Here is a 23,131-nt window from a genome sequence, read left to right on the forward strand (position 1 = left end):
GTGAACTCCTCGACCCTGACAGCCGTCTGTCGCCGCCCGAGGGGCAGTCATCCGGCCCGCCTCACGACAACCGCCTCACGACAACCGCCTCACGACAACCCGGTGATGCGCCCCTCGTCGTCGATGTCGATGTGCTCGCTCGCCGGCACCTTGGGCAGGCCCGGCATCGTCATGATCTCGCCGGTCAGCATGACGACGAACCCGGCACCGGCGGACAGGCGCACCTCACGCACGTTGACGGTGTGCCCGCTGGGAGCGCCCCGCATCGTCGGGTCGGTCGAGAAGGACGACTGGGTCTTGGCGATGCAGACCGGCAGGTGGCCGTAGCCCTCGGCCTCCAGCTGCTCGATCTTCTTGCGTGCCTTGGCGTCGAAGGTCACCGTGTCGGCGTCATAGATCCGTCGGGCGACCGCCTTCACCTTCTGCGCCAGGGGCAGCTCGTCGGGGTAGGTGAAGGACACCGGTCCGGCGCAGGCCTCGACCGCCTCGACCACCGCGCGCGCCAGATCCGCGCACCCCGCGCCGCCATCGCTGTAGTGGGTTGCCTCGACCGCGACCGAGCCGAGGGCGGCGACGAGTTCCTTGAGGCGCTCGATCTCGGCATCGGTGTCGCTGGGGAAACGGTTGATCGCGACAACCGCGGGCACACCGAAGACCTCGGTGACATTGCGCAGGTGGCGCCGCAGGTTAGACATGCCCTCCTCCATGGCCGGGACGTTCTCGGCCTTGAGGTCGGCGACGGCCACACCTCCGTGGTACTTCAGGGCACGCACTGTCGCGACGAGCACGATCGCTCGAGGAGACAGGCCGGCCGCGCGGCACTTGATGTCGATGAACTTCTCGGCCCCCAGGTCGGCTCCGAAGCCGGCCTCGGTGATCACGTAGTCGGCCAATTTGAGCGCCGCCGTCGTCGCGATGACCGAGTTGCACCCGTGCGCGATGTTCGCGAAGGGTCCGCCATGGATCAGGGCCGGTGTGTGCTCGAGGGTCTGCACGAGGTTGGGTGCCAGGGCATCGCGCAGGATCACGGCCATCGGGCCGTGCGCCTTGAGGTCGGCGGCCCGCACCGGCTTCTTGGCCCGGGTGTAGCCGACGACGATCCGGCCCAGCCTGTCCCTGAGGTCCTTGATCGACGTCGCCAGGCAGAAGATCGCCATCACCTCGGAGGCCACGACGATGTCGAAACCATCCTCGCGAGGGAACCCGTTGACCGGGCCACCGAGTCCGACGACGACTTCCCGCAGGGCCCGGTCGTTGAGGTCGACGACCCGCTTCCAGGTGATCGTCCGCGGGTCGATGTCGAGCGCGTTGCCATGGTGGACGTGGTTGTCGATGAGGGCGGCCAGCAGGTTGTTGGCGGCCGCGATCGCCGCGAAGTCACCGGTGAAGTTGAGGTTGATGTCGACCATCGGCACGACCTGCGCGTACCCGCCGCCAGCCGCCCCGCCCTTGATGCCGAAGACCGGACCCATCGACGGCTCGCGCAGGGCGACCATCGCCTTCTGACCGATGAGGGAGAGACCGTCGGCCAGGCCGACGGAGGTCGTCGTCTTGCCCTCACCGGCAGGGGTTGGGCTCATCGCGGTGACGAGCACGAGGTTGCCGTCCGGATGGTCAGTCAGGGTGCGCAGGTGTGCCAGCGACACCTTGGCCTTGGTGTGGCCGTAGGGCACGAGGTCGGCGGCGTCGATGCCGAGCCGGTCGCGGGCCAACTCGACGATCGGGATGATGGTCGCCGCCTCGGCGATCTCGATGTCAGGGGGGACGGGGGTGGTGGGTGCAACGACGTCGGTGCTCACGTTTCCCGAGTCTGTCACCAACTTCTCGCTGCGTCCGACATTGGCATGCCTTCCCTGTCCACAGGCGATCCAGGCGGCGGGGCGCGCAGGTGACCCCGCGGCATACAGTGCTCTGGTGCCTTCCCTCGACGACCTGCTGACCGCCGCCGTGGCCGGCGTCGGGGGGTCGACTCGTGAGGGTCAGGTCGCCATGGCCCACGCGGTCGCCGCCGCCGTCGAGGAGCGGACGCACCTGCTGGTGCAGGCGGGGACCGGCACGGGCAAGTCGCTGGCCTACCTCGTCCCGGCGATCGAGCACGCGATGCGCACGGGGGAGACAGCGATCGTCGCCACCGCGACGCTCGCCCTCCAGGGCCAGATCGTGGCGCGCGACCTCCCTCGCCTGGCCAGCTCGCTGGAGCCCTTGCTCGGCCGGAAGCCCACCTTTGCCCTGGTCAAGGGACGGGCCAACTATGTCTGTGCCCACAAACTCGAGGGTGGGTTCCCGGACGACCCCGACGAGGGCGCACTCCTGGGCGTCGGCAGCGTCGATGCGGCCGCGTCGAGGCTCGGCAGGGAGGTCGTCCGCGTCCGCGAGTGGGCCAAGGACACCGACACGGGGGAGCGCGAAGACCTCACCCCGGGCGTGAGCGATCGGGCCTGGCGGCAGGTGTCGGTTTCGGCCCACGAGTGCCTCGGATCACGCTGCCCGGTCTTCGACGACTGCTTCGTCGAGAAGGCGCGGCGTGAGGCCACGCAGGTCGATGTCGTCGTCACCAACCACGCGTTCATGGCGATTGACGCCTTCGAGGGGCGAGTCATGCTGCCTGAGCACGACCTGCTTGTCATCGACGAGGGCCACGAACTCGTCTCCCGGGTCACCTCGACGATCACCGACGAGATCTCGCCGGGCATGATCCGCACGGCGGCTCGCAAGGCCGGGCGACAGGCCGATTCCTCCTCCACGATGGAGGAGGCGGCCGACCTGCTCGACGGGGTTCTCGAGGGTGCGCCGGAAGGGCGACTGACCGGCCTACCCGAAACACTCGCGATGGCCCTGGGCCGGGTGCGCGACACCGCAAGGGCCGTCCTGTCCGAGCTGAAGCCCGAGGGCAAGGGCAAGGACGGTGTCGACGGGACGCGTCAGGTGGCGCTCGCCGCGGTTGAGGAGATGTTCGACAACGCGGCGCGCATCCTCGAGGCGCGCGATCTCGACGTGGTGTGGCTGGCGCACGACCAGCGGCGAGGCCCGGTGCTCCGGGTCGCCCCCATGAGCGTGGCCCTCCTGGTGCGCGACAAGATCTTCGACGAGCGCACCGTCGTCGTCACCTCGGCCACCCTCGAGCTCGGCGGGAGCTTCGACGCGGTGGCCGGCACCATCGGGCTGCGCGGTGAGGGAGCCCCGGAGTGGACCGGTCTCGACGTCGGCTCGCCCTTCGACTACCCGCAGCAGGGCATCGCCTATGTCGCGGCCCACCTGCCCCCGCCCGGGCGCGACGGTGCGAGCCCGCAGAGTTTCGACGAGATGGAGGCCCTCATCCGGGCCGCCGGGGGCCGGACGCTTGGGCTGTTCTCGTCGATGCGGGCCGCGCAGGCAGCGGCCGAGGAAATGCGGTCGCGCTTCGCTGACTCCGAGATCACCTTCCTCTGCCAGGGCGAGGACCTCACCGGTGCCCTCGTGCGACAGTTCTCGGCCGAGCCGACTGTCTGTCTCTTCGGCACCCTCTCGCTGTGGCAGGGCGTCGACGTGCCCGGGTCGACCTGCCAGTTGGTGCTCATCGACCGCATCCCCTTCCCGCGGCCCGACGACCCGCTGGCGTCGGCACGCACCCAGGCCATCCAGGAGCGGGGCGGCAACGGCTTCATGGCCGTGTCCGCGACCCATGCCGCGCTGCTCCTCGCGCAAGGTGCGGGGCGACTGATCCGGCGCCGCGACGACCGCGGCGTCGTCGCGTTCCTCGACTCCCGGATGATGTCGGCCCGGTATGCCGGGTTCCTCCAACGCTCGCTTCCGCCCTTCTGGCCGACGACCGACCGCGACCTCGTGCTGGGCGCGTTGCGCCGGTTGGACCAGAACGCGCCGCCGCCGCACGAAACCACGAGCACCACGAGCGCTCCGAGCGCCACGACCCGACCCGTCGCGCCCGACCCCGGTCCCGCGCCGTCGGTGCGCACCGCGGTGACCAAGGGTCATGCGTGGACACCCGAGCAGGACGAGGAGTTGAGGGACGGGTTCGAGAGCGAGATCCCCCTCGACGAACTCGCCGATCATCTCGAGCTCGACGTCGAGGTCGTCGCCGCGCGCGCGAGCGCCCTGGGGCTCTCCTGATCCACACTCTGACGTTCATGGGCTGTCCGCGCGACGTGGCAGGCTGCACCCCATGAGCGGCGTTCCCCCCCTGGTCCTGATCGCCGGACCGGAGCAGGTGCTCGCCGACCGAGCGCTGGCCCAGACCGTCGCCGCCCTGCGCGAAGGAACGCCCGACCTCGAGGTCATCCGGCTCCAGGCGGGCGCCTACGCCCCCGGCCAGTTGGCGATCGAGGCCAGCCCCAGCCTCTTCGGTGGCGAGAAGGTCATCGTCCTGGCCGATCTCGACGAGGCCACCGACGAGGCCCAACTCGACACCCTCGACTACCTGGCCGCTCCTCAACCCGATGTCACGCTCATCGGCATCCATCGCGGCGGGCAGAAGGCCAAGAAGGTCCTCGACACCTTCAAGAAGAGCGGTGCCCGCGTCATCGATGCGCCCGCGATCAAGAGCGACCGCGACAAGGTCGACTTCGCGATGAACGAATTCCGAGCCGGTCGCCGCAAGGCGACGCGCGAGGCCGTGCAGGCCCTCGTCGACGCGGTGGGCAGCGACGTCAGCGAACTCGCCTCCGCGTGCCAGCAGCTCATCGCCGACACCCAGGGCACCATCGACGAGTCCGTCGTCGCCAGGTATCACGGCGGCAAGGTCGAGGCGACCGGCTTCAAGGTCGCGGACGCCGCGCTCGCGGGTCGCACCAGTGACGCCCTGGCTCTCCTGCGGCACGCCGTCGCCGTCGGCGTCGACCCGGTGCCGATCGTGGCCAACCTCGCGGCCCAGGTGCGCCAACTGATCCGGGTCGGTGCGGCCGGTCGAGGGGGGCGAAGCGCGGACCTGGCGCGTGAGTTGGGGATGGCTCCCTGGCAGGTCGACAAGGCGCGCCGCACACTGGGCGGCTGGGACGGCGAGTCGTTGGGGCGGGTCCACCGCGCCTTGGCCGCCGCCGATTTCGAGATCAAGGGTGGCAACCGCGAGGGTGGCGGTCGAGACCCGCACTTCGTCCTCGAGCGCACCCTGCTGCGCGTCTGCGGTGAGCACGCCAACAACCGATGAGGCGCGCCACCGTTTTGGGGCGGGCGGGCTCCCGCTGGTAGATTTCCCCCTTGCGTGCGCGCTCAGGTCGTGCGCGTCACGTCTGCACCACCCAGGGTGACTCAAGCAAGGGTGCCCCACGCCCGGTCCCGAGTCGCACCTGCCGCCCTCTAACGGCATACCGACCACTTCAGAAAGACGAATCACCAGATGGCGAACATCAAGTCCCAGCTCAAGCGGATCAAGACCAACCGCAAGGCGACCGAGCGCAACAAGGCCGTCAAGTCCGAGGTCAAGACCGCGGTCCGTCGCTTCCGCGAGGCGGCTGCCGAGGGCAACGGTGAGAAGGTCACCGAGGCCCTCAAGGTTGCATCCAAGAAGCTCGACAAGGCCGTGAGCAAGGGTGTCATCCACCAGAACCAGGCCGCCAACAAGAAGTCGGCCATGGCCAAGAAGGCCGCGTCGCTCTGACGCTCCTTCGCACGGCAAGGGCCCGGTCACCACTGGTGGTGACCGGGCCCTTCCTGTTGGGCCGCCTCAGGCCCGATGGGCGCGAACCGCCTGGGTGACGCGCTCGAAGATCCCGCGATCGAGGATCGCCCCCTCACGACGGATCCTCGCAGCGTCGACCCGGATGATCCGGTTCACCCGCACCTCGCTCGGCCGACCCTGACGGTCCCAGCCGCCCGTGCCGATGTCGACCCACTCCCGACCGGCGCGCCGCTCCTGACCCCCGTCACGGTCGTGGTCCTTGCTCGTCAGCGGCAGGCCCAGCAGCCATCGGCCGTCCCGCCCGATGAGCAACACCGGACGATCCTTGCCCCGGCTGTGATCCTCCTCGAAGGGCACCCACGTCCAGACCACCTCGCCGGGGTCCGGCTGGCCGTCGGCGTCGGCTGCCCACTCCATCCTCGGCACGCCGTGAAAGTCCCCCGGGTATGCCGCAGGGCTGGCCTCGCGGGTCAGGGGGCCTGCCACCCCGGGCGGGTTGGGTCCGGGTCCGCGCAGCACGGTGAGGAGTCTGGAGAGCAGTCCGGCCATGGCGACCACCCTATGAGGGGCGTGGGTGAGAATGGCCGGGTGAGTCCACGGCTGTCGCAGCGAGGCAGGGTCGAGCCCTTCCACGTCATGGAACTGCTCAAGGCCGCCAACCGTCGCGCAGCGACCCATGGCGACGTCATCTCGCTGTGCGCCGGCCAGCCCTCGACACCGGCTCCTGTGGTGGCTCTCGAGGCCGTGGCCACCGCGGTCCGGGACGGGGCGGTGCTCGGCTACACCGACGCGATGGGCACGGCCGTGTGCCGCGAGGCCATCGCGGGCCACCTCCAGCGCACCTCCGGCCTGCGCGTGGACCCGGCCCACGTCGCGGTGACGACCGGCTCCTCGGCCGGCTTCACGGCGCTCTTCCTCGCCGCCTTCGACCCCGGCGATGTGGTGATGATGACGCGTCCGGGCTACCCGGCCTACCGCAACACGCTGGCCGCGCTGGGCTGCCGAGCCGTCGAACTCGAGTGCGGACCAGCGGTGCGCTTCCAGCCGACCGTCGCCCTGCTCGAGGAGTGGACCGCCGCGGCCGGCGCGCCACCGGCCGGGCTGATCATCGCGTCACCGGCCAATCCGACCGGCACGGTCATCGCGCCCGACGAGCTCGCCGCGATCGCGCGCTGGTGCGACGCGAACGACGTGCTGCTCGTGAGCGACGAGATCTATCACGGGGTCACCTTCGGCGAGCAGGCCGCGAGCGCGTGGGAGACCTCGCGGGAGGCCGTGCTCGTGGGTTCGGTGAGCAAGTACTTCTCGATGACCGGGTGGCGGGTCGGGTGGCTGGTGCTGCCGGAGCACCTGGTGCGGCCGGTCGAGTTGCTGCTCGGCAACCTCAACATCTGCGCTCCGGCGATCGCCCAGGTGGCCGCCGCGGCCGCGCTCGGCCCGACGGCGCGACTCGAGCTGGACGGTCACGTGCGGCGCTACCGCGACAATCGTGACCACGTGCTCGCCCGCCTCCCCGAGCTGGGCGTCACCCAGTGGGCACCCGCCGACGGCGCCTTCTATGCGTATGCCGATGTCTCTCACCTCACGCTCGACTCGGTCGCCTACTGCGACCAGTTGCTCGCTGCCACCGGTGTCGCGATCACCCCGGGCGTGGACTTCGCGCCCGGACACGGCCCGACTCCCGGTCTCGACGGGCAGCGGTGGGTGCGGATGAGCCTGGCCGGCTCGACCGAGGACATCGACGAGGCGATGAGCCGCTGGATCGCCCACGTGAGGTCCGGCCCGGGCACGCGGCATACGTGACCTGATGACGGCGCCGAGCGTGGGAGACTAGGGGGAGTGCCCTGATCCCCCCACCCAAGAGGTTCCATCTCCCGTGTCACCCCGCGCCCGCACCGTGCTGCAACCGCACGCGACGCCGCCGGCGGCGATCCGCAACTTCTGCATCATCGCCCACATCGACCACGGCAAGTCGACCCTGGCCGACCGGATGCTCCAGATCACCGGTGTCGTCGACGAGCGCTCGATGCGGGCGCAATATCTCGACCGGATGGACATCGAGCGCGAGCGCGGCATCACGATCAAGAGCCAAGCCGTGCGTATGCCGTGGGAACTCGCCGACGAGGCGGGCAGCCTGCAGCCCTACATCCTCAACATGATCGACACCCCCGGCCACGTCGACTTCACCTATGAGGTCAGCCGCAGCCTCGCCGCCTGCGAGGGTGCCGTGCTCCTCGTCGACGCCGCGCAGGGTATCGAGGCCCAGACCCTCGCCAACCTCTACCTGGCGATGGAGAACGACCTCCACGTCATCCCGGTCCTCAACAAGATCGACCTGCCGGCCGCTCAGCCGGAGAAGTATGCCGAGGAGTTGGCCAAGCTCGTCGGCTGCGAGCCCGAGGACTGCCTCAAGGTGTCCGGCAAGACCGGTGTGGGGGTGGAGCCGTTGCTCGACGAGATCGTCCGTCAGTTCCCGTCGCCGGTCGGTGACGCCGACGCGCCGAGCCGGGCGATGATCTTCGACTCCGTCTATGACACCTACCGCGGGGTCGTGACCTATGTGCGGGTCATCGACGGCAACCTCAACCCGCGTGAGCGGATCGTCATGATGTCGACCAAGGCGCACCACGAGCTGCTCGAAATCGGCGTCATCTCACCCGAACCCGTCCCCGGCAAGGGCCTGGGGGTCGGGGAGGTCGGCTACCTCATCACCGGTGTCAAGGACGTCCGTCAGAGCCGCGTCGGCGACACGGTCACCAACGCCTCCAAGCCGGCCACCACCGCCCTGGGTGGCTACCGTGACCCCAAACCGATGGTCTTCTCCGGGCTCTACCCGATCGACGGCTCGGACTACCCGGATCTGCGCGACGCCCTCGACAAGCTCAAGCTCAACGATGCCGCCCTCGCCTATGAGCCGGAGACCTCGGCCGCGCTCGGTTTCGGCTTCCGGTGCGGCTTCCTCGGCCTGCTCCACCTCGAGATCGTCCGTGAGCGGCTCGAGCGCGAGTTCAACCTCGACCTCATCTCCACCCAGCCCAACGTCGTCTACGACGTGACGATGGAGGACGGCAAGGAGATCACGGTCACCAACCCGAGTGAGTTCCCCGGCGGCAAGGTCGCCGAGGTGCGCGAGCCGATCGTGCGCGCCACGATCCTCGCGCCCAGTGAGTTCATCGGCGCGATCATGGAGCTGTGTCAGTCCAAGCGCGGCTCGCTGCGCGGCATGGACTACCTCTCCGAGGACCGCGTCGAGATGCGCTACACCCTCCCGCTCGCCGAGATCGTCTTCGACTTCTTCGACCAGTTGAAGTCGCGCACCAGGGGTTACGCGTCGCTCGACTACGAACCCGACGGCGACCAGGTCGCGGATCTCGTCAAGGTCGACATCCTCCTCCAAGGCGAGCCGGTCGACGCCTTCAGCGCGATCGTCCACAAGGACCGGGCCTACGGCTATGGCGTGATGATGGCCGGAAAGCTCAAGGAACTCATCCCGCGGCAACAGTTCGAGGTGCCGATCCAGGCCGCCGTCGGCGCGCGAATCATCGCCCGCGAGAACATCCGCGCGATCCGCAAGGACGTCCTGGCCAAGTGCTACGGCGGTGACATCAGCCGCAAGCGCAAGTTGCTCGAGAAGCAGAAGGCCGGCAAGAAGCGGATGAAGAACATCGGCTCGGTCGAGGTGCCCCCGGAGGCCTTCATCGCGGCGTTGTCCTCGGACGAGCCCGCCAAGAAGAAGTAACTCGTATGCCGCGGGGCCGGCTCCCCGAGACGCTCCGGCTGAGCCGGTCGCGGCTGCTCATGTCGGGCAGTGCGCTCCTCTGGGGCCTGCAGTTCGCCTTCCTCACCCCGTCCATCGGCATCATCCTCGTTGCCCTCTACTCGGCGACCCCGGGGGAGGTCGGCTGGGCGCTCATGCTCTACAACATCTCGGGCTTCATCTCCACCCTCGTCGTTCCGAGCCGCGCGGACCGCCAAGGTGACTACCTGCGCCCCCTGCTCTGGTGCGGCGGCCTGACCATCGCGCTGGCCACTGCCCTGGCCCTCGTCATGAGCCTGCCGATGGCGTTCCTGGCGCTGGTGGCGCTCGGCGGTCCCGCGGGCGTCGGGATCGGCCTGCTCTTCGCGCACCAGAAGCACGTCGGCACCTCGGTGTCCGGCATCATGAAGACCCGCGCGATCTTCTCCTTCGCGTGGGTGGCCGGCCCACCGATCGCGACCTTCATGATCGGCCTGCTCGGCAAGCGGTCGGTCCTCTGGGCTGTCGTGGCCATCGCCGCGCTCGGCCTGGCCTTCACCATCCTGATGATGCGCGAGCGGGCCCGCACCGGTGGGCCCATCGTCACCGAGGACTCGCGTGAATCGGTGCTCACCGTGCTTCGCGAGCCGCGCGTCGTCGTCATGACGCTGGCCTTCCTCGTGCTGGTCGGGACCACCTCGGCGTCCGTGGCGACGGTCGCGCTCTTCGCCACCAACCGCCTCGACCTCGACGTCATCTGGGGTGGTGTCGCGCTGGGCACGTGCGCCGCCCTGGAGATCCCGATCCTGCTCGGCCTGGGTCGATTGACCACCCGGTTCGGGCCCGCGCGGTTACTCCTCGTGGGGAGCATCGCCGGGGTCATCTACTACGCTTCGATGGTCGTCATCGACGGACCCGTCCTGCTCGTGGCCCTCCAGGTCCTCAATGCGATCTTCATCGCGACCGTCCAGGGGCTCGGGCTGACCATCTTCCAGGAGGTCGTGCCGCGACCCGGCCTCGCCTCCGGCCTGTTCATGAACACCCAGCGCCTCGGCGCCATCCTCTCCGGCCCCATCATCGCCCTGGGAGCCCTGCCCGGGCTGGGTTACGCCTGGGTCTTCGCCGCCTGCGTGCCGTTGGTGCTCCTCGGCCTGGGCCTGCTCGCCGTCGCCCGCCGGCTCGGTCGATGACTCGGATCACGGCCGTCCGTGGCGACCTCACCGCTGAGGTGGTCGACGCGATCGTCAACGCCGCCAACTCCTCCCTCCTCGGCGGTGGCGGTGTCGATGGCGCGATTCATCGTGCCGCGGGGCCGCGACTGCTGGAGGCCTGTCGCGAGGTCCGGCGCACGGCATACCCCGACGGATTGCCCACCGGGTATGCCGTGGCCACGCCCGGCTTCGACCTCCCGGCTCGCTTCGTCATCCACACGGTGGGGCCGAATCGCCATGCGGGACAGACCGATTCGGCCCTGCTTGCGTCCTGCTTCCGCGAGTCCCTGCGGATCGCGCGCGAGGCGGGTGCTCGGTCGATCGCCTTCCCGGCCGTGAGCGCGGGCGTCTATGGGTGGGCCGCTGACGAGGTCGCGCGGATTGCGGTCGACACGGTGCGGGCGGAGACCGGTGACGGGGACTCGATCGAGCTCGTCCGTTTTGTGCTCTTCTCGCAGCCGCTTCTCTCGGCCTTCGACGCGGCCCTCACCGACTGAGTCTCCGTAGACTCGCGACCATGGGCCCACTCGTCGCCCGCGTCGAGCCCTACGCTCTCGTGGGCCTTTCCCCGGGAACCCATCTCGGTATGCCGTCCGCCCACCTCACGCTCGTCCTCACCCTCGATGCCCCGCTTGAGCTGAGCGGTGGACCGATGGGACCGGACCGCCACCGCCTTCGCGTCAGCCTGGCCGGCCTGCACACCACGCCAGTCTCGATCCACCACGAGGGCCGGATGCGCGGGATCCAGCTCGCCCTCACGCCTGCGGGCTGCCGGGCCCTGCTCGCTTGCCCGGCGGGAGAGCTCGCGGAGCGCGTCGTCGAGGGGGCGGACGTCCTCGGACGACTGGCGGACGACCTGCGTGACCGGCTGCACGAGGCCGTCGACGCCGATGAGCAGGTCCGCCTGGTCGCGGCGGGGCTCGGTCGGCGAGCCGCGCTCGAACCCATGGATCCGCGTCTGGCTCGCGCATGGGAACGATTGGCGCACAGCCATGGACGCGTGACCATCGCCGAGCTCGCCGACGCCGCCGGGTGGTCGCGGCGCCACTTCACGCAGCGGTTCACTGCCGAGTTCGGGCAGGGGCCCAAGGTCGTGGCCGGGCTCCTGCGCTTCGGGAGGTCACGCGAGATGGTGCGCCGCGGCATACCCGCCGTGGAGGTGGCGCAGCGGTGCGGCTACGCCGACCAGTCGCACCTTGTGCGGGAATGGCGACGACACACCGGCACGACGCCAGGGCGTTGGGCGGGCGAGGACGACATCGCATTCGTTCAAGACCGGACCAGCGAGGCAGGGGCATCCTGAGCGCATGGACACCACACCGCAGCAATCCCGCACCGACCACAACGTCTGGGCCGCGATCTTCGCCGACGACCCGCTCGCGCTGCGCGCCTGGCTGGTCGGCATCGGTTTCGAGGAGGGCATCGTCGTGCCCGACGAAGACGGGGTGAGCATCCACCACAGCGAGCTGCTCTGGCCCGAGGGCGGCCGTGTCATGGTCTCCACCCGGGACACCAAGGAGCAGGAGTGGGAGGGTGTCGGCCGGGTCTCGCTCTACGTCGTGACCGCGGATCCCGCGGCCGTCCACGAGCGCGCGGTGGCTGCGGGCGCCACGATCACCCGTCCCCTCAAGAACGAATCCGATTATGAGTCAAGGGGATTCAGCTGCACCGACCCCGAGGGCAACCACTGGAGTTTCGGCACCTACGCCGGCTGAGGCCCCTCTGAGGGGACCGTGCTCTCCTCGGTGTCCGGCAGGGCCAGCCCGGCCAGCCCCGGGTCGCCGGTCATCGCCTCCCAGTGGTCCCAGAGCATGACGAGCTCGGCCGGCCAGACCGGCTCGGAGGCCGCGGTCACATCGTCGCGAGTGAGCCACTCGGTCGCCACGATGCAGGCGGCTTCCTCCTCCGTGTAGCCGGAGGAATCGGGCGCGAAACCCGTTGTCCGCACGCCGAAGAACACCTCGTCCTGGTCGACGATGACATCGGAGTAGCCGTGGACGACCCGGCGGGTAGCCACCGGCCCGAACAGCGCACCGGCGTCCACCGCCAACCCGGTCTCCTCGTGCAACTCGCGCACGGCCGCCTCGAGGTCGCTCTCGCCCGGGTCGACCCCACCGCCGGGGGTCATCCACCAGTGCGGCACGGGGTTCAGGCCCAGGTCGCTGTCGCGGAAGAGCAGCACCCGGTCCGCCTCGTCGACGACGAGCAGGCGAGCAGTGCGACGACGGACCCTCGGCCGGTTCGCAGGGGCGGGCACGCCGGACGTGGAGTGGGGCACATCGGCAACCTACCCGGCATACCGATGAGTAACATCACGGGGTGACTCAGACCTATGCGCTCTACCGCAAGCTCGCCACGTTCCCGCAGGGCAAGCGGATGTTCTCGATCATGTTCGCGCGCAAGGCGCCTTACTTCCGCACGGTGCGCCCGCTCGTGCGTGAGGTGCGGCCCAACCACGTCGAGTTGACGATCGCCAACCGCAAGGCGGTCCACAACCACATCGGCACCGTGCACGCCATCGCCGTGTGCAATGGCCTGGAGGCCGCGATGGGGCTGCTCGCCGAGGCGACCATCCCCAGCCACCGGCGCTGGCTGCCCAAGGGCCTGGAGGTCGCCTATCTCGCGAAGTCGACGACCGACCTGCTCTGCATCGCCGCGACGGACCCGAGCGACTGGGCCGACGATGTGAACGAAGTGCGTGTGCGGGTCCGTGCGATCCGCACCGACGGGGAAGTCGTCGTCGAGGGTGTCATCCCGCTGCACGTCACGGACAAGCCGCAGCGCTGAGCCGGTCGAGGAAGACCCGCTGGCCCTTGACCAGGCGCTCACGCGCTCGTTCCAGACTCATCCACTCACCGCGATCGACTTCGGGAATCGACATCGTGCGACCCGATCGCGGGGGCCACTCGATCTCGATCTCGTTGCTGCGCAGCCATTCCAGTGACTCGGTGGCCCACACGGCATACGCAGTGACGACCTTGCCACTGTGCCGCGTCTCGCCGAGATCGACCCACTGACCCTCGGGCACCGCTCGCCCGACCTCCTCGGCGAACTCGCGCCGTGCCGTCGCACGGGGCTCCTCGGTCTCCGGGTCGTACTCACCCTTGGTGATGCTCCAGGCGCCCTCATCCTTGCGGGCCCAGAAGGGTCCGCCCATGTGCACGAGGAAGACCTCGAGATCACCGTCGTGACCGACCCGACAGGGCATCACCCCGGCGCTGTGCCGCATGTCAGTCGACCAGCCGGGTGCGCAACTGCTCGACGTCGCCCCCGGACCACCCACGGGAGCGCAGCCACGCCCGTGTCCCACCGTGGCGCTCGCCGAGATCGGCGAGGATGGCCAGCATGGTCTCGGCATGGGGGATCTGGTCGCTCGGCCGTTGCGTGGCCAGCGTGTCGCCGTAGAAGTCGTGGGCCATGAGGCGCTCGATGATCGCGGGCAGCCGCAGGGCGGTGAGGGCGTAGTCGTCGGCGATGACGTCGTGCGGGACCCCTGCGACGTCCAGCGCCAGGGCGACCACGGTGCCCGTCCGGTCCTTGCCGGCAGCGCAGTGCACGACGGCGGCGCCCCGAGCGCCCGCGATGACCGCGAGGGCGTCGGCGATGGCCGGGCCGCGCCGATCGAGATAGGTCCGGTAGTGCGCGGTCCAGTAGTCCGCATCCCGCGTGCCGGGTGCTGCAGGGTGGACGACGAGGGCCGAGGCCATCGTGGCCGCCACGTCATCGGTCGGACGCGTCTCCACGAGGGAGTGGTGGTGATGGGTGAGCGACTCGATCTCCCGCAGCGGGCCGGGCCCGGTCAGGTGCATCTCGGTCTCGCTGCGCAGGTCGACGATGTCGGTGACGCCGAGTTCGCCGACCAGTCGGGTCACCGAGGCGTCGGTGAGGTCCTGAAGGTTGTCGGAGCGGATCAACCGGCCGTATGCCGTCCGCCCACCATCACGGGTCGGCAGTCCGCCGACGTCGCGCATGTTGACGACGCCCTCGAGGTCGATCCACCGGGCGGCGTTCCCCTCTCGACCCTGGGTCACAGGGCCACCTCCGTCCCGAGCCCGGCGGACTGCGCTCGCGTGGCGATCGCGTCCGCGACCAGCAGGTCGCTCGCGCCGCTGCCGAGATTGGCGATGACGACCCGACCTCGCGGGCGCGACTGCCCGAGCAGGTGCCCCGTCCACGCCGTGGCCCGTGGGTAGGCGCCCAGCTTGGCCCGATCGGCGCGCACCGCCTCGAACTGGCGCATGTCGTCAGCCGCCAAGGTCGCGGTCTCGGCGAGGTCCGGTCCGATCGAACTCGCATAGTCCAGAGGCAACATCAGGGCGTCAGACCGGGGGAGAGTGACGGGCAGCCGCGTGTCGGTGAGGCCGATCGACAGTCCGGTGATGATCGTCCCGGCATCGCGGACCGCGGCCTCCCTCGACGACGCCGACAGGATCGTCAGCCCCGGCGCCCCCGATCGCGCCCATTCGGTGAGCTCGCGCAGCGCCGAGGCGCGGCGTGCCCACACGGTCACCTCGCGACGCCCCAGAGCGGCGAGCATCGCCACGTGCGAGCGTGCCTGGCTGCCGGCGCCGAGGTAGGTGATCGGGTCGTCGCCGGCCAGGGCCCGGACGCAGGCGCCGGTGACGGCGGCTGTCCGCACGGCCGTGAGTTCCGTCGCGGGCATGAGGCACGTGGGCTCTCCGGTCGTGCCGTCATTGACGATCATGACCCCCGTCGCCGTGGGTAGCCCCCGGACCGGATTGTCCGGAACGACACTGATCCACTTGCAGCCCAACAGATTTCGCTCTGGGTGCGCCGCTGGCATGGCGTTCGCGAACATCCCCGGAGCCGTGTGGACCGCCGGCTTCGGCGGTGCCTCGGCACGGCCCTCGGCGAGCGCCACCAGCGCCTCCTCGGCGAGGTCGAGAAGCTCATCCCACGAAGGCAGGGCCGCGCGCACGTCGTCGTCGGTCAGCACTCGCACCCGCCCAACCTAGCCGCGGTGGGAGGATGACGGGTGTGCCGCAACTCCCCGAGGGTGACCCCGCGCCGCCCACCGGGCAGCTTCCGGCGTCGGCGCTGACGCATCTCCCTCGCCGTCCGCTGGCCGTCTACGTCCACGTTCCCTTCTGTCGGGTCCGCTGCGGCTATTGCGACTTCAACACCTACACGCTCGGCGAGCTCGGGTCCGAGCGGTCGCCGGCCACGTACGTCGACTCTGCCCAGCGCGAGCTCGCCCTCGCCGACCGCGTGCTCGGACCGGACGTGCCGCCCGTCGACACCGTGTTCTTCGGCGGCGGCACCCCCACGATGCTTCCCGCGGCCGACCTCACCGGTTTGCTGCGCGGCATACGAGAGACGTTCGGGCTTGCTCCGGGCGCCGAGGTGACGACCGAGGCCAATCCTGATTCGGTCGACGCGGCATACCTGGAAACGTTGCGGGAGAACGGGTTCACCCGCGTGTCCTTCGGTGTGCAGTCCGCTGTGCCTCACGTCCTCGCCACCCTCGACCGCACCCACGACCCGGCGAATGTCGAGCGAGCGGTGGCCGCCGCCCGAGCCGCGGGGCTCGCCGTGAGCCTCGATCTCATCTACGGCACGCCGGGGGAGTCCACGGGTGACTGGGCGACGTCCGTCGACGCTGCCCTCGCCCTCGCGCCCGAACACCTCTCGGCCTATGCGCTCACGGTCGAAGAGGGCACCAAGCTCGCCGCCCAGGTGCGCCGAGGCGTCCACCCCGCGCCGGATCCTGACGACGAGGCCGACAAGTACGCGCTCGTCGACGAACGCCTCGCCGCCGCGGGCTACGGGTGGTACGAGATCAGCAACTGGGCCCGCACCCCGACCGATCGATGCCGACACAATCTGCACTATTGGTCAGGCGCGAACTGGTGGGGGATCGGGCCGGGCGCGCATTCGCATGTCGGGGGCGTGCGCTGGTGGAACGTCAAGCATCCCAGCGCGTATGCCGCGCGGCTGGCTTCGGGCGACTCCCCGGCGGCCGCTCGCGAGACGCTGACGGTTGAGCAGCGGGACGATGAGCGTGTTCTCCTCGGCATCCGCCTGGCAAACGGTCTGCCGATCGACGGCCTGGGCGCGCAGGCAAGACTGCGGGTCGGTGAACTCATCGGCGACGGGCTCGTCGATGGCCAGCTCGCCCTGACTGACCGCCGACTGGTCCTCACCCGCCGGGGTCGGCTCCTCGCGGACACTGTCGTCCACGCCCTGCTGGCCACCTGATTAGGCTCGCCTCCATGACGCGACTGACCGACCAGACTGCCATCGTCACCGGAGCCAGCCGAGGAATCGGCCTGGCCATCGCCAAGCGCCTCGTGGCCGAGGGCGCCCACGTCGTCATCACGGCCCGCAGGCCCGAAGCACTCGAGGAGGCCGTCGAAGCCCTCGGGGGGCCCGACAAGGCGCGTTTCGTCGCGGGATCGGCCGATGACCCGGCCCACCAGGACGAGGTGATCGCGACGGCGACCGAAGCCTTCGGGCCGGTGACCCTCATGGTCAACAACACCGGCATCAATCCGGTCTTCGGCCCCCTCATGGACCTCGACCTGGACGCCGCCCGCAGGATCGTCGAGACGAACTGCCTGGCGGCCCTGGCCTGGGTGCAGAAACTCCACGCCGATGGCCTGGCCGAGCGGGGTGGTTCGATCGTCAACGTCGCCTCCGTCGCCGGTGTGCGCCCCGCCCCCGGCATCGCCTTCTACGGGGCTTCCAAGGCGATGCTCATCCACCTCACCGAAGAACTCGCCGTCGAACTCGGCCCGACGATCCGGGTGAACGCGGTCGCCCCCGCCGTGGTGAAGACGAAGTTCGCCAAGGCGCTCTACGAGGGACGCGAGGAGCAGGTGTCGGCGCCGTACCCGCTGAAAAGGCTCGGGCGCCCGGAGGACATCGCCGGTGCGGTCGCCTACCTGCTCAGCGACGACGCGGCCTGGGTGACCGGCCAGACGCTCGTTCTCGACGGAGGGGTGCTCCTGCGAGGCGGCGTCTGACGTGACCCTGTCCTGGTCGAGGATCCGCCACGTCCTGCACACCGAGGCCGGCAGCGCGGCACTGCTCAGGGCGTGACTCTGTTGGCCCTGCAGGCCGACACCTTCAGCGCCGAGGCCAGCGGTGCCCGGGGGACGCCGACCTTCTTCGTCGGCACGCAGCGGCACACCGGGCCCCATGACGCAGCGACGCTGATCGCTGCGCTCGAGGACCACGGTGGCCGCTGAGCCTCACTTCACGAAGTCGGGGGTCATCGGCGGCTTCCAGTACTCACCGTTCATCGCCTTCACGGCGCCGACGACGTGGAGCACGATGCCGACGATCCACACGATCGGGTAGGTGATGAACCCGACGAGGATGATCATCAGCAGCGCCGAGATGATCAGGCCGATGCCGATCATGATCTGAACGTTCAGCGCATTCGCGACGTGCGAGCGGACGAAGGGTCCGCGGTCGCGGTAGATGAAGTACATGACGAGCGCGGCGACGAAGCCGAGCGTGCCGCCGGAGAAGAAGGTCGCGGCGGCGCCGACGCCGTGCGCGAGCGCACCGATCTGCTTCTCGGTCTCCGGTGACAGTTGGGCGGGCGCCTGCCCGTAGTGGGCGGCCTGCGGCGGGATGGTGCCCTGCGACTCGGCCGGCTCGAACGGCTGGTTGGGTGATGTGCTCATGGTGTTCTCCCTGGGGTGGTGGTCAGTGGTGCTCCCTGCCCTCCATGGAAGCACGCCGGGGGACCTTTCGTTCCCCGCTTCGGGGTGGGTTCAGGGACCGGTCAGGGTGCTGCCGGAGCCGTGACGAAGTCGATCAGTTCCTCCACCCGGGCGAGCAGGGAGGGCTCGAGGTCGGCGTAGGTCCGCACGGTCCCGAGAATTCGCTTCCAACCGTGAGCCACGTCCGCCTGGGTCGCGTGCGGCCAGCCCAACTCGCGCAGGATCCCGTGCTTCCAGGATGTGCCTCGCGGGATGACCGGCCACTGCTGCCAGCCCAACCGCTCCGGGCGCACCGACTGCCAGACGTCCACGTAGGGATGGCCGACGACCAGGACATGCGCGGCATACGGCTGGAGGGTGGCTGCCCTCGCGACGACCGCCGACTCCTTGGTGCCCGGCACCAGATGGTCGACCAGCACGCCCATCCGGCGGCCCGGACCGGGGGAGAAGTCCCGGATGGCAGACTCGAGGTCGTCGACTCCGTCGAGCATCTCGACGACGACCCCCTCGACGCGCAGGTCGTGGCCCCAGACCTTCTCGACGAGTTCGGCGTCGTGGCGGCCCTCGACGAAGATGCGCGACCCGCTCGCGACCTTCGCCTTGACGCCCTGGACGGCTCGCGACCCCGACGCCGTGCGGGCCGTCGCCGCCCTCGCGGCCGCCAGCCGCGCCTGCTGGGCGGCCTCTGGTGGCGTGAGCACGACCGGCCTGCCGTCGACGAGGAAGCCCGCCCCGAGCTGGAACCCCTTGAGGCGGCCGTGCCGGTCCTCGAGGTGCACGACGTGCTGGCCGCCGGCCTTCTCGACGCGCACGACGGCACCGACCCAACCGGTGGTCGCGTCCTCGACGACCAGACCCGTCTCGGCCGGGACCGGCCGGGATCGACCGCGGGCGGGGGCCCGCCAGTCACCGGCGAGCACGTCACGGCCATAACGATCGGTCACGGTCAGCCACGGTAGGTCGCGCACTCGCCGCGCGCGGGAACGGCACGCCGACCGCACCGCGTTAGGATTGGCACTCAGGCAGGGAGAGTGCCAGCAAGCAGGGTTGAGGACCGGACGAGGAGGGCAGGCATGAGCGAGGAGCGCCGCTTGGCCGTGCTGCGTGCCATCGTCCAGGACTATGTCGACACCTCGGAGCCGGTCGGATCCAAGGCACTGCTCGACCGCCATCACCTCGGTGTCTCTGCCGCGACGATCCGCAACGACATGGCTGTCCTCGAGGAGGAGGGCCTCATTGCAGCCCCCCACACGAGCGCCGGTCGGATCCCCACCGATGCCGGGTACCGACTCTTCGTCGACAAGCTCGCGGCCATCAAGCCCATGAGCGTGGCCGAGCGCCGGGCCATCAGCCATTTCCTCGACACCGCCGTCGATCTCGATGACGTCGTCGAGCGCACGGTCCGCCTCCTGTCGACGCTGACGCGTCAGGTCGCGCTCGTCCAGTACCCCTCGTTGACGCGGTCGTCGGTGCGCCACATCGAGCTCGTCCCGATCGCCGCTGATCGTCTCCTCGTCGTGCTCATCACCACGACCGGTCGGGTCGAGCAGCGCATCGTCGCCAGCGAGGTCGACCTGCTCTCCCCGGCCGGCGAGGACCTCATGGCGCGCGTGCGCGCCGACGTCGGATCGGTGGCCTCCGGTGCCACCCTCGCCGAAGCGGCCGCCGGCCTGGCAGAGCTGCCCACCCGCCTGTCCGACAGCGATGCGACGCTGACCCGCACCATCGCCACGGCCCTTGCCGATGCCCTGGTCGAAGAGCGCGAGGAGCGCGTGGTCGTCGCCGGCACCTCGCACCTGGCCAGGCACGGCGCCGAATTCACGACCAGCCTGGGCCCGGTCCTCGAGGCCCTGGAGGAGCACGTGATCCTCCTCAAGCTCTTGGGCACGGCCAGCGAGCAGGGTGCGCTCGCCGTCCGTATCGGCCACGAGAACCCCCATGCCGGCCTGCACGCCACGTCGATGGTGTCCACCGGCTACGGCAGCGGCAGCGACCTCGTGGCCGGGCTCGGGGTCGTCGGCCCGACCCGCATGGACTACCCCACGACGATGGCCGCCGTCCGTGCCGTCGCCACCTATGTCAGCCGCATCCTGGATCGCTGAAACCGCCACAAAGGAACCTGAGTGAACGACTACTACGCCGAGCTCGGCGTGTCCCGCGACGCGAGCGCGGAGGAGATCAAGCGCGCCTACCGCAAGGCCGCCCGCAAGCTCCACCCGGACGTCAATCCCGGCCCGGAGGCCGAGGAGCAGTTCAAGAAGGTCTCCCAGGCCTACGACGTGCTCTCGGACGTCGACAAGCGCCGGCAGTACGACATGGGTGCTGACCCCTATGCCGATGCTGCCGCCGGTTTCGGCCCGGGCTTCTCCTTCTCCGCCAGCGACCTCTTCGATGCCTTCTTCGGTGGCGCTGGTGCGGCCCGCGGGACGCGCGGTCCGCGGCCGCGCATGATGCGCGGCCAGGATGCCCTCGTGCCGCTCGACATCGACCTGTCCCAGGCCGTGTTCGGTGGCAATGCGGACCTCGTCATTGACACCGCCGTCGGCTGCCCGACCTGTCACGGCGACGGATGCGCTCCGGGCACCACGCCCCGCACCTGTGATGTGTGCAAGGGAGCCGGCGAGATCCAACAGGTGCAGCGCAGCTTCCTCGGCCAGGTCATGACGACCCGCCCGTGCCTGACCTGCCAGGGTTTCGGCACCGTCATCCCCGACCCCTGCCGCGAATGCTCCGGCGACGGCCGCATCCGTCATCGCCGCACCCTGACGATCAAGGTGCCCGCGGGCGTCGACACCGGCACGCGCATCCAGCTCACGGGGGAGGGCGAGGTCGGGCATGGCAACGGCCCTGCCGGCGACCTCTATGTCGAGATCGCGGTGCGCAGCCACCCGATGTTCCAGCGCCGAGGCGATGACCTGCACGCGACGCTCGAGGTCCCGATGACGGCGGCTGCCCTGGGGGCGGCCATTCCACTCGAAACCCTCGACGGCGCCCGCGAGGTCGACGTCCGCGTCGGCGCCCAGTCCGGCGACACCGTGACCTTGCGCGGTCTCGGCGTCACCCACCTGCGCCAGAACACCCGCGGCGACCTCACCGTCCACCTCCTCGTCCAGACCCCGACGCGGCTGACCCCCGAGCAGGAGGCGCTGCTGCGCCAGCTCGCCGAGTTGCGCGGCGAGGAGAAGCCCAACGGCAAGGTCGCCAGCCCGGCGGAAGCCGGGCTCTTCGGCAAGCTCCGCGACGCCTTCAAGGTCCGCTGACCCCATACGAGGTATGCCGCGATGACCCTGCCGCTCTACCTCACCGATCCTGGGGCGCTGGCCACGGCGGTTGTCGGCAGCCGCGTCGACGTGACCGGCCCCGAGGCCCGACACGCGGTGACGGTGCGCCGAACCGCTGTCGGTGATCAGGTTCTGGTCGCCGACGGTGCTGGCGTCCTCGTGACGGGAGCCGTACTCGACGCGAGCCCGCAGAGGCTGACGGTCGTGGTCGAGTCCATTGACCTCATGCCGGAGCCGTCACCGCGTTTCGTGCTGGTCCAGGCCTTGGCCAAGAACGATCGCGACGACCAGGCGATCGAGGCCGCCACCGAACTCGGGGTCGACGAGGTCATCCCGTGGCAGGCCGACCGGAGCATCGTGCAGTGGCGCGGAGAACGCGGCGAGAAGGCCCGCCGCAAATGGGACCAAGTCCTCCTCGCCGCCACCAAGCAGTCCCGCCGGTCACGCCGCCCCCTCCTGGGTGAGGCGATGACCACCACCCAGCTCGCCGGGCGCATCGCAGGTGCGGCCGCGGCATACCTGCTGCTGGAGCACGCGAGCGAGCCCCTCGCGGGGCTCACCCTCCCGAGCGCCGGTGAGGTCTTCGTCATCGTCGGGCCCGAGGGCGGCGTCACCCCCGCCGAGGTCGAGCGCCTCTGCTCAGCCGGGGCACGCCCCGTGCGCTTGGGGAGCACCGTCCTGCGATCGAGCAGCGCCGGCCCGGCCGCGCTCGCCGTCCTGAACGCGGCCGGCCCCTGGCGCTGACCGTCAGCGCACGGTCAAGGAGACCGAGTCGTTGGCGACCTCACCCGCGCCGTCCTTCATCGACACCGCGAACGCCTTGAGCACGTACTCACCTGCGTCGGGGATCGTCACCGAGATGTCGAAGGTCCCACGGTCCGGCGCCCCGGCGCTGGCGGTGACGAAGCCCTGGTCGACCACGTGTCCGGTCGCGTCGCTGAGCTGCCACTGGACGTTGGCCTCGAAGACTGTGGCCTCCCCGGAGATCTTGAGGGGCCGGCCCGCCGGAACGACGGCGGTGCCGCCCTCGGGGTAGCTGGGCTCGGTGATCCACAGATCGGTCAGCACGGTGTACTGCTGTGCTCGGGCCGGACGGGTGAAGGGCGCCGAGATGTCCACCGTCCAGAGCCGTGATGCACCATCGGTCGTCGTCAACTGCACCGGGAGGTTGCCCTGGCCGACGGCGGCCTGGGCGGTCCACACGAGTTGCTGCACAGCCAGCCCGGCAATGTTGTCGGCGATGTCGGCCGAGGGAGCGCCGCTCAGGGTGACCGTGATGCGGTCGCTGTCGATGACGATGTTCGAGAGGGACACCCCGTCCCACGCCTTGATCTGGCCCTCGGTCGCCGTCGGGCGTCCCAGGGCGATCACCAGGGCCGCCTTCGCCTTCGCCGCCGGTGTGTCGGGTGTTTCGGCCGGCACCCAGACCCGGCGCAGACCCAGGCCGGACTCGGGCCAGCCCAGCGCCTCGGGAGCGATGTAGTAGACCGGCACGGTGCCACCGAAGCCGGTCTCGGAGGTCGACGGGGTTCCACTGGGCGTCGCCGAGGGACTCGCACTGGGTGAGGGCGACGCGTCGGTGGCGCTCGCCGTCGGTG

The 23,131-nt window shown here is 70.1% G+C and carries 25 protein-coding genes; 16 read left to right on the forward strand and 9 right to left on the reverse strand.

Features of this window, described 5'->3' with window-relative positions:
• Window positions 1-89 precede the first annotated feature (89 nt).
• Window positions 90-1,799: a formate--tetrahydrofolate ligase gene (locus BN10_RS07735; RefSeq protein ID WP_051369644.1), complete on the reverse strand. Its 1,710-nt coding sequence runs from the start codon at window positions 1,797-1,799 to the stop codon at window positions 90-92.
• Window positions 1,800-1,914: 115 nt separating this feature from the next.
• Between BN10_RS07735 and BN10_RS07740 the strand changes: the two genes are divergently transcribed.
• The 3 genes from BN10_RS07740 to rpsT all read left to right on the forward strand — a co-directional run bounded on the left by BN10_RS07740 (window position 1,915) and on the right by rpsT (window position 5,590).
• Window positions 1,915-4,107, forward strand: coding sequence for an ATP-dependent DNA helicase (locus BN10_RS07740; protein ID WP_010850668.1), 2,193 nt, complete (start codon window positions 1,915-1,917; stop codon window positions 4,105-4,107).
• A 52-nt stretch (window positions 4,108-4,159) separates the two neighbouring features.
• A complete protein-coding gene (holA, locus tag BN10_RS07745; protein WP_010850669.1) occupies window positions 4,160-5,140 on the forward strand; it encodes a DNA polymerase III subunit delta in 981 nt (326 codons plus the stop codon).
• Between the two features lie 189 nt (window positions 5,141-5,329).
• The gene (rpsT, locus tag BN10_RS07750) at window positions 5,330-5,590 is read left to right on the forward strand and encodes a 30S ribosomal protein S20 (RefSeq protein ID WP_010850670.1); all 261 of its coding nucleotides are present in this window, start codon (window positions 5,330-5,332) and stop codon (window positions 5,588-5,590) included.
• A 66-nt stretch (window positions 5,591-5,656) separates the two neighbouring features.
• On the opposite strand, the gene BN10_RS07755 is transcribed toward rpsT, so the two are convergent.
• Window positions 5,657-6,160, reverse strand: a complete 504-nt coding sequence (locus tag BN10_RS07755; RefSeq protein WP_010850671.1) for a type II toxin-antitoxin system PemK/MazF family toxin — start codon at window positions 6,158-6,160, stop codon at window positions 5,657-5,659.
• 39 nt (window positions 6,161-6,199) lie between these two features.
• On the opposite strand from BN10_RS07755, the gene BN10_RS07760 reads away from it, so the two are divergent.
• The 6 genes from BN10_RS07760 to BN10_RS07785 all read left to right on the forward strand — a co-directional run bounded on the left by BN10_RS07760 (window position 6,200) and on the right by BN10_RS07785 (window position 12,273).
• Entirely contained in the window at window positions 6,200-7,414 is a 1,215-nt protein-coding gene (locus tag BN10_RS07760) for an aminotransferase class I/II-fold pyridoxal phosphate-dependent enzyme (protein WP_010850672.1), read from the forward strand.
• A gap of 73 nt (window positions 7,415-7,487) precedes the next feature.
• The gene (lepA, locus tag BN10_RS07765) at window positions 7,488-9,350 is read left to right on the forward strand and encodes a translation elongation factor 4 (protein ID WP_010850673.1); all 1,863 of its coding nucleotides are present in this window, start codon (window positions 7,488-7,490) and stop codon (window positions 9,348-9,350) included.
• A 5-nt stretch (window positions 9,351-9,355) separates the two neighbouring features.
• A complete protein-coding gene (locus BN10_RS07770; protein WP_010850674.1) occupies window positions 9,356-10,537 on the forward strand; it encodes an MFS transporter in 1,182 nt (393 codons plus the stop codon).
• Window positions 10,534-11,055, forward strand: coding sequence for an O-acetyl-ADP-ribose deacetylase (locus BN10_RS07775; protein WP_010850675.1), 522 nt, complete (start codon window positions 10,534-10,536; stop codon window positions 11,053-11,055). Before BN10_RS07770 ends, BN10_RS07775 begins: the two co-directional genes overlap by 4 nt.
• 20 nt (window positions 11,056-11,075) lie before the next feature.
• Window positions 11,076-11,861 (forward strand): helix-turn-helix domain-containing protein, encoded by a 786-nt coding sequence (locus BN10_RS07780; RefSeq protein WP_010850676.1) that lies wholly within the window; start codon window positions 11,076-11,078, stop codon window positions 11,859-11,861.
• Between the two features lie 4 nt (window positions 11,862-11,865).
• Window positions 11,866-12,273, forward strand: coding sequence for a VOC family protein (locus tag BN10_RS07785; protein WP_010850677.1), 408 nt, complete (start codon window positions 11,866-11,868; stop codon window positions 12,271-12,273).
• On the opposite strand, the gene BN10_RS07790 is transcribed toward BN10_RS07785, so the two are convergent.
• Window positions 12,261-12,836: an NUDIX hydrolase gene (locus BN10_RS07790; RefSeq protein WP_010850678.1), complete on the reverse strand. Its 576-nt coding sequence runs from the start codon at window positions 12,834-12,836 to the stop codon at window positions 12,261-12,263. The two genes, BN10_RS07785 and BN10_RS07790, sit on opposite strands and share 13 nt — an antisense overlap.
• 41 nt (window positions 12,837-12,877) lie before the next feature.
• Between BN10_RS07790 and BN10_RS07795 the strand changes: the two genes are divergently transcribed.
• A complete protein-coding gene (locus BN10_RS07795) occupies window positions 12,878-13,345 on the forward strand; it encodes a hotdog fold domain-containing protein (RefSeq protein WP_010850679.1) in 468 nt (155 codons plus the stop codon).
• On the opposite strand, the gene BN10_RS07800 is transcribed toward BN10_RS07795, so the two are convergent.
• Genes BN10_RS07800 through BN10_RS07810 form a run of 3 tightly spaced genes read right to left on the reverse strand, consistent with a single transcriptional unit; the run spans window position 13,323 to window position 15,521 of the window.
• Entirely contained in the window at window positions 13,323-13,787 is a 465-nt protein-coding gene (locus BN10_RS07800; protein WP_010850680.1) for an NUDIX domain-containing protein, read from the reverse strand. The genes BN10_RS07795 and BN10_RS07800 overlap by 23 nt on opposite strands.
• A gap of 1 nt (window position 13,788) precedes the next feature.
• Window positions 13,789-14,589, reverse strand: a complete 801-nt coding sequence (locus BN10_RS07805; protein WP_010850681.1) for a tyrosine-protein phosphatase — start codon at window positions 14,587-14,589, stop codon at window positions 13,789-13,791.
• Window positions 14,586-15,521, reverse strand: coding sequence for an ornithine cyclodeaminase family protein (locus tag BN10_RS07810; protein WP_010850682.1), 936 nt, complete (start codon window positions 15,519-15,521; stop codon window positions 14,586-14,588). The genes BN10_RS07805 and BN10_RS07810 overlap by 4 nt, the downstream gene beginning before the upstream one ends.
• A gap of 26 nt (window positions 15,522-15,547) precedes the next feature.
• Between BN10_RS07810 and hemW the strand changes: the two genes are divergently transcribed.
• The 3 genes from hemW to BN10_RS16815 all read left to right on the forward strand — a co-directional run bounded on the left by hemW (window position 15,548) and on the right by BN10_RS16815 (window position 17,769).
• Complete coding sequence (gene hemW, locus BN10_RS07815; RefSeq protein WP_010850683.1) at window positions 15,548-16,777, forward strand: radical SAM family heme chaperone HemW; 1,230 nt, start codon at window positions 15,548-15,550, stop codon at window positions 16,775-16,777.
• A 14-nt stretch (window positions 16,778-16,791) separates the two neighbouring features.
• On the forward strand, window positions 16,792-17,544 hold the full coding sequence (locus BN10_RS07820; RefSeq protein ID WP_010850684.1) for an SDR family oxidoreductase: 753 nt from the start codon (window positions 16,792-16,794) through the stop codon (window positions 17,542-17,544).
• Window positions 17,545-17,616: 72 nt separating this feature from the next.
• Window positions 17,617-17,769 carry a DsbA family protein gene (locus tag BN10_RS16815; protein ID WP_156917180.1) on the forward strand — a complete coding sequence of 51 codons (153 nt, stop codon included), beginning with the start codon at window positions 17,617-17,619 and terminating at the stop codon, window positions 17,767-17,769.
• A gap of 3 nt (window positions 17,770-17,772) precedes the next feature.
• On the opposite strand, the gene BN10_RS07825 is transcribed toward BN10_RS16815, so the two are convergent.
• Both BN10_RS07825 and BN10_RS07830 read right to left on the reverse strand, forming a co-directional pair.
• Window positions 17,773-18,213: a DUF4870 domain-containing protein gene (locus BN10_RS07825; protein WP_010850685.1), complete on the reverse strand. Its 441-nt coding sequence runs from the start codon at window positions 18,211-18,213 to the stop codon at window positions 17,773-17,775.
• 101 nt (window positions 18,214-18,314) lie between these two features.
• Window positions 18,315-19,196 (reverse strand): DUF3097 domain-containing protein, encoded by an 882-nt coding sequence (locus BN10_RS07830; protein WP_010850686.1) that lies wholly within the window; start codon window positions 19,194-19,196, stop codon window positions 18,315-18,317.
• 129 nt (window positions 19,197-19,325) lie between these two features.
• Between BN10_RS07830 and hrcA the strand changes: the two genes are divergently transcribed.
• Genes hrcA through BN10_RS07845 form a run of 3 tightly spaced genes read left to right on the forward strand, consistent with a single transcriptional unit; the run spans window position 19,326 to window position 22,277 of the window.
• Complete coding sequence (gene hrcA / locus BN10_RS07835) at window positions 19,326-20,354, forward strand: heat-inducible transcriptional repressor HrcA (RefSeq protein WP_010850687.1); 1,029 nt, start codon at window positions 19,326-19,328, stop codon at window positions 20,352-20,354.
• A gap of 21 nt (window positions 20,355-20,375) precedes the next feature.
• A complete protein-coding gene (gene dnaJ, locus BN10_RS07840; RefSeq protein ID WP_010850688.1) occupies window positions 20,376-21,512 on the forward strand; it encodes a molecular chaperone DnaJ in 1,137 nt (378 codons plus the stop codon).
• Window positions 21,513-21,533: 21 nt separating this feature from the next.
• Window positions 21,534-22,277 carry a 16S rRNA (uracil(1498)-N(3))-methyltransferase gene (locus BN10_RS07845; protein WP_010850689.1) on the forward strand — a complete coding sequence of 248 codons (744 nt, stop codon included), beginning with the start codon at window positions 21,534-21,536 and terminating at the stop codon, window positions 22,275-22,277.
• A gap of 3 nt (window positions 22,278-22,280) precedes the next feature.
• Here BN10_RS07845 and BN10_RS07850 read toward each other — a convergent pair whose 3' ends face one another.
• A complete protein-coding gene (locus BN10_RS07850; RefSeq protein WP_010850690.1) occupies window positions 22,281-23,027 on the reverse strand; it encodes a Gmad2 immunoglobulin-like domain-containing protein in 747 nt (248 codons plus the stop codon).
• Window positions 23,028-23,131: the final 104 nt, after the last annotated feature.

Origin of the sequence: Phycicoccus elongatus Lp2, assembly GCF_000367525.1 — a bacterium.
GTDB classification, from domain to species: Bacteria; Actinomycetota; Actinomycetes; order Actinomycetales; family Dermatophilaceae; genus Phycicoccus_A; species Phycicoccus_A elongatus.

Excerpts from the sequence above, each read along its gene's own strand:
- holA (WP_010850669.1), top strand. The coding sequence starts at position 4,160 with ATGAGCGGCGTTCCCCCCCTGGTCCTGATCGCCGGACCGGAGCAGGTG.
- rpsT (WP_010850670.1), top strand. The coding sequence starts at position 5,330 with ATGGCGAACATCAAGTCCCAGCTCAAGCGGATCAAGACCAACCGCAAG.
- BN10_RS07755 (WP_010850671.1), bottom strand. The coding sequence starts at position 6,160 with ATGGCCGGACTGCTCTCCAGACTCCTCACCGTGCTGCGCGGACCCGGA.
- BN10_RS07770 (WP_010850674.1), top strand. The coding sequence starts at position 9,356 with ATGCCGCGGGGCCGGCTCCCCGAGACGCTCCGGCTGAGCCGGTCGCGG.
- BN10_RS07775 (WP_010850675.1), top strand. The coding sequence starts at position 10,534 with ATGACTCGGATCACGGCCGTCCGTGGCGACCTCACCGCTGAGGTGGTC.
- BN10_RS07780 (WP_010850676.1), top strand. The coding sequence starts at position 11,076 with ATGGGCCCACTCGTCGCCCGCGTCGAGCCCTACGCTCTCGTGGGCCTT.
- BN10_RS07785 (WP_010850677.1), top strand. The coding sequence starts at position 11,866 with ATGGACACCACACCGCAGCAATCCCGCACCGACCACAACGTCTGGGCC.
- BN10_RS07800 (WP_010850680.1), bottom strand. The coding sequence starts at position 13,787 with ATGCGGCACAGCGCCGGGGTGATGCCCTGTCGGGTCGGTCACGACGGT.
- hemW (WP_010850683.1), top strand. The coding sequence starts at position 15,548 with ATGACGGGTGTGCCGCAACTCCCCGAGGGTGACCCCGCGCCGCCCACC.
- BN10_RS07820 (WP_010850684.1), top strand. The coding sequence starts at position 16,792 with ATGACGCGACTGACCGACCAGACTGCCATCGTCACCGGAGCCAGCCGA.
- BN10_RS07825 (WP_010850685.1), bottom strand. The coding sequence starts at position 18,213 with ATGAGCACATCACCCAACCAGCCGTTCGAGCCGGCCGAGTCGCAGGGC.
- hrcA (WP_010850687.1), top strand. The coding sequence starts at position 19,326 with ATGAGCGAGGAGCGCCGCTTGGCCGTGCTGCGTGCCATCGTCCAGGAC.
- BN10_RS07845 (WP_010850689.1), top strand. The coding sequence starts at position 21,534 with ATGACCCTGCCGCTCTACCTCACCGATCCTGGGGCGCTGGCCACGGCG.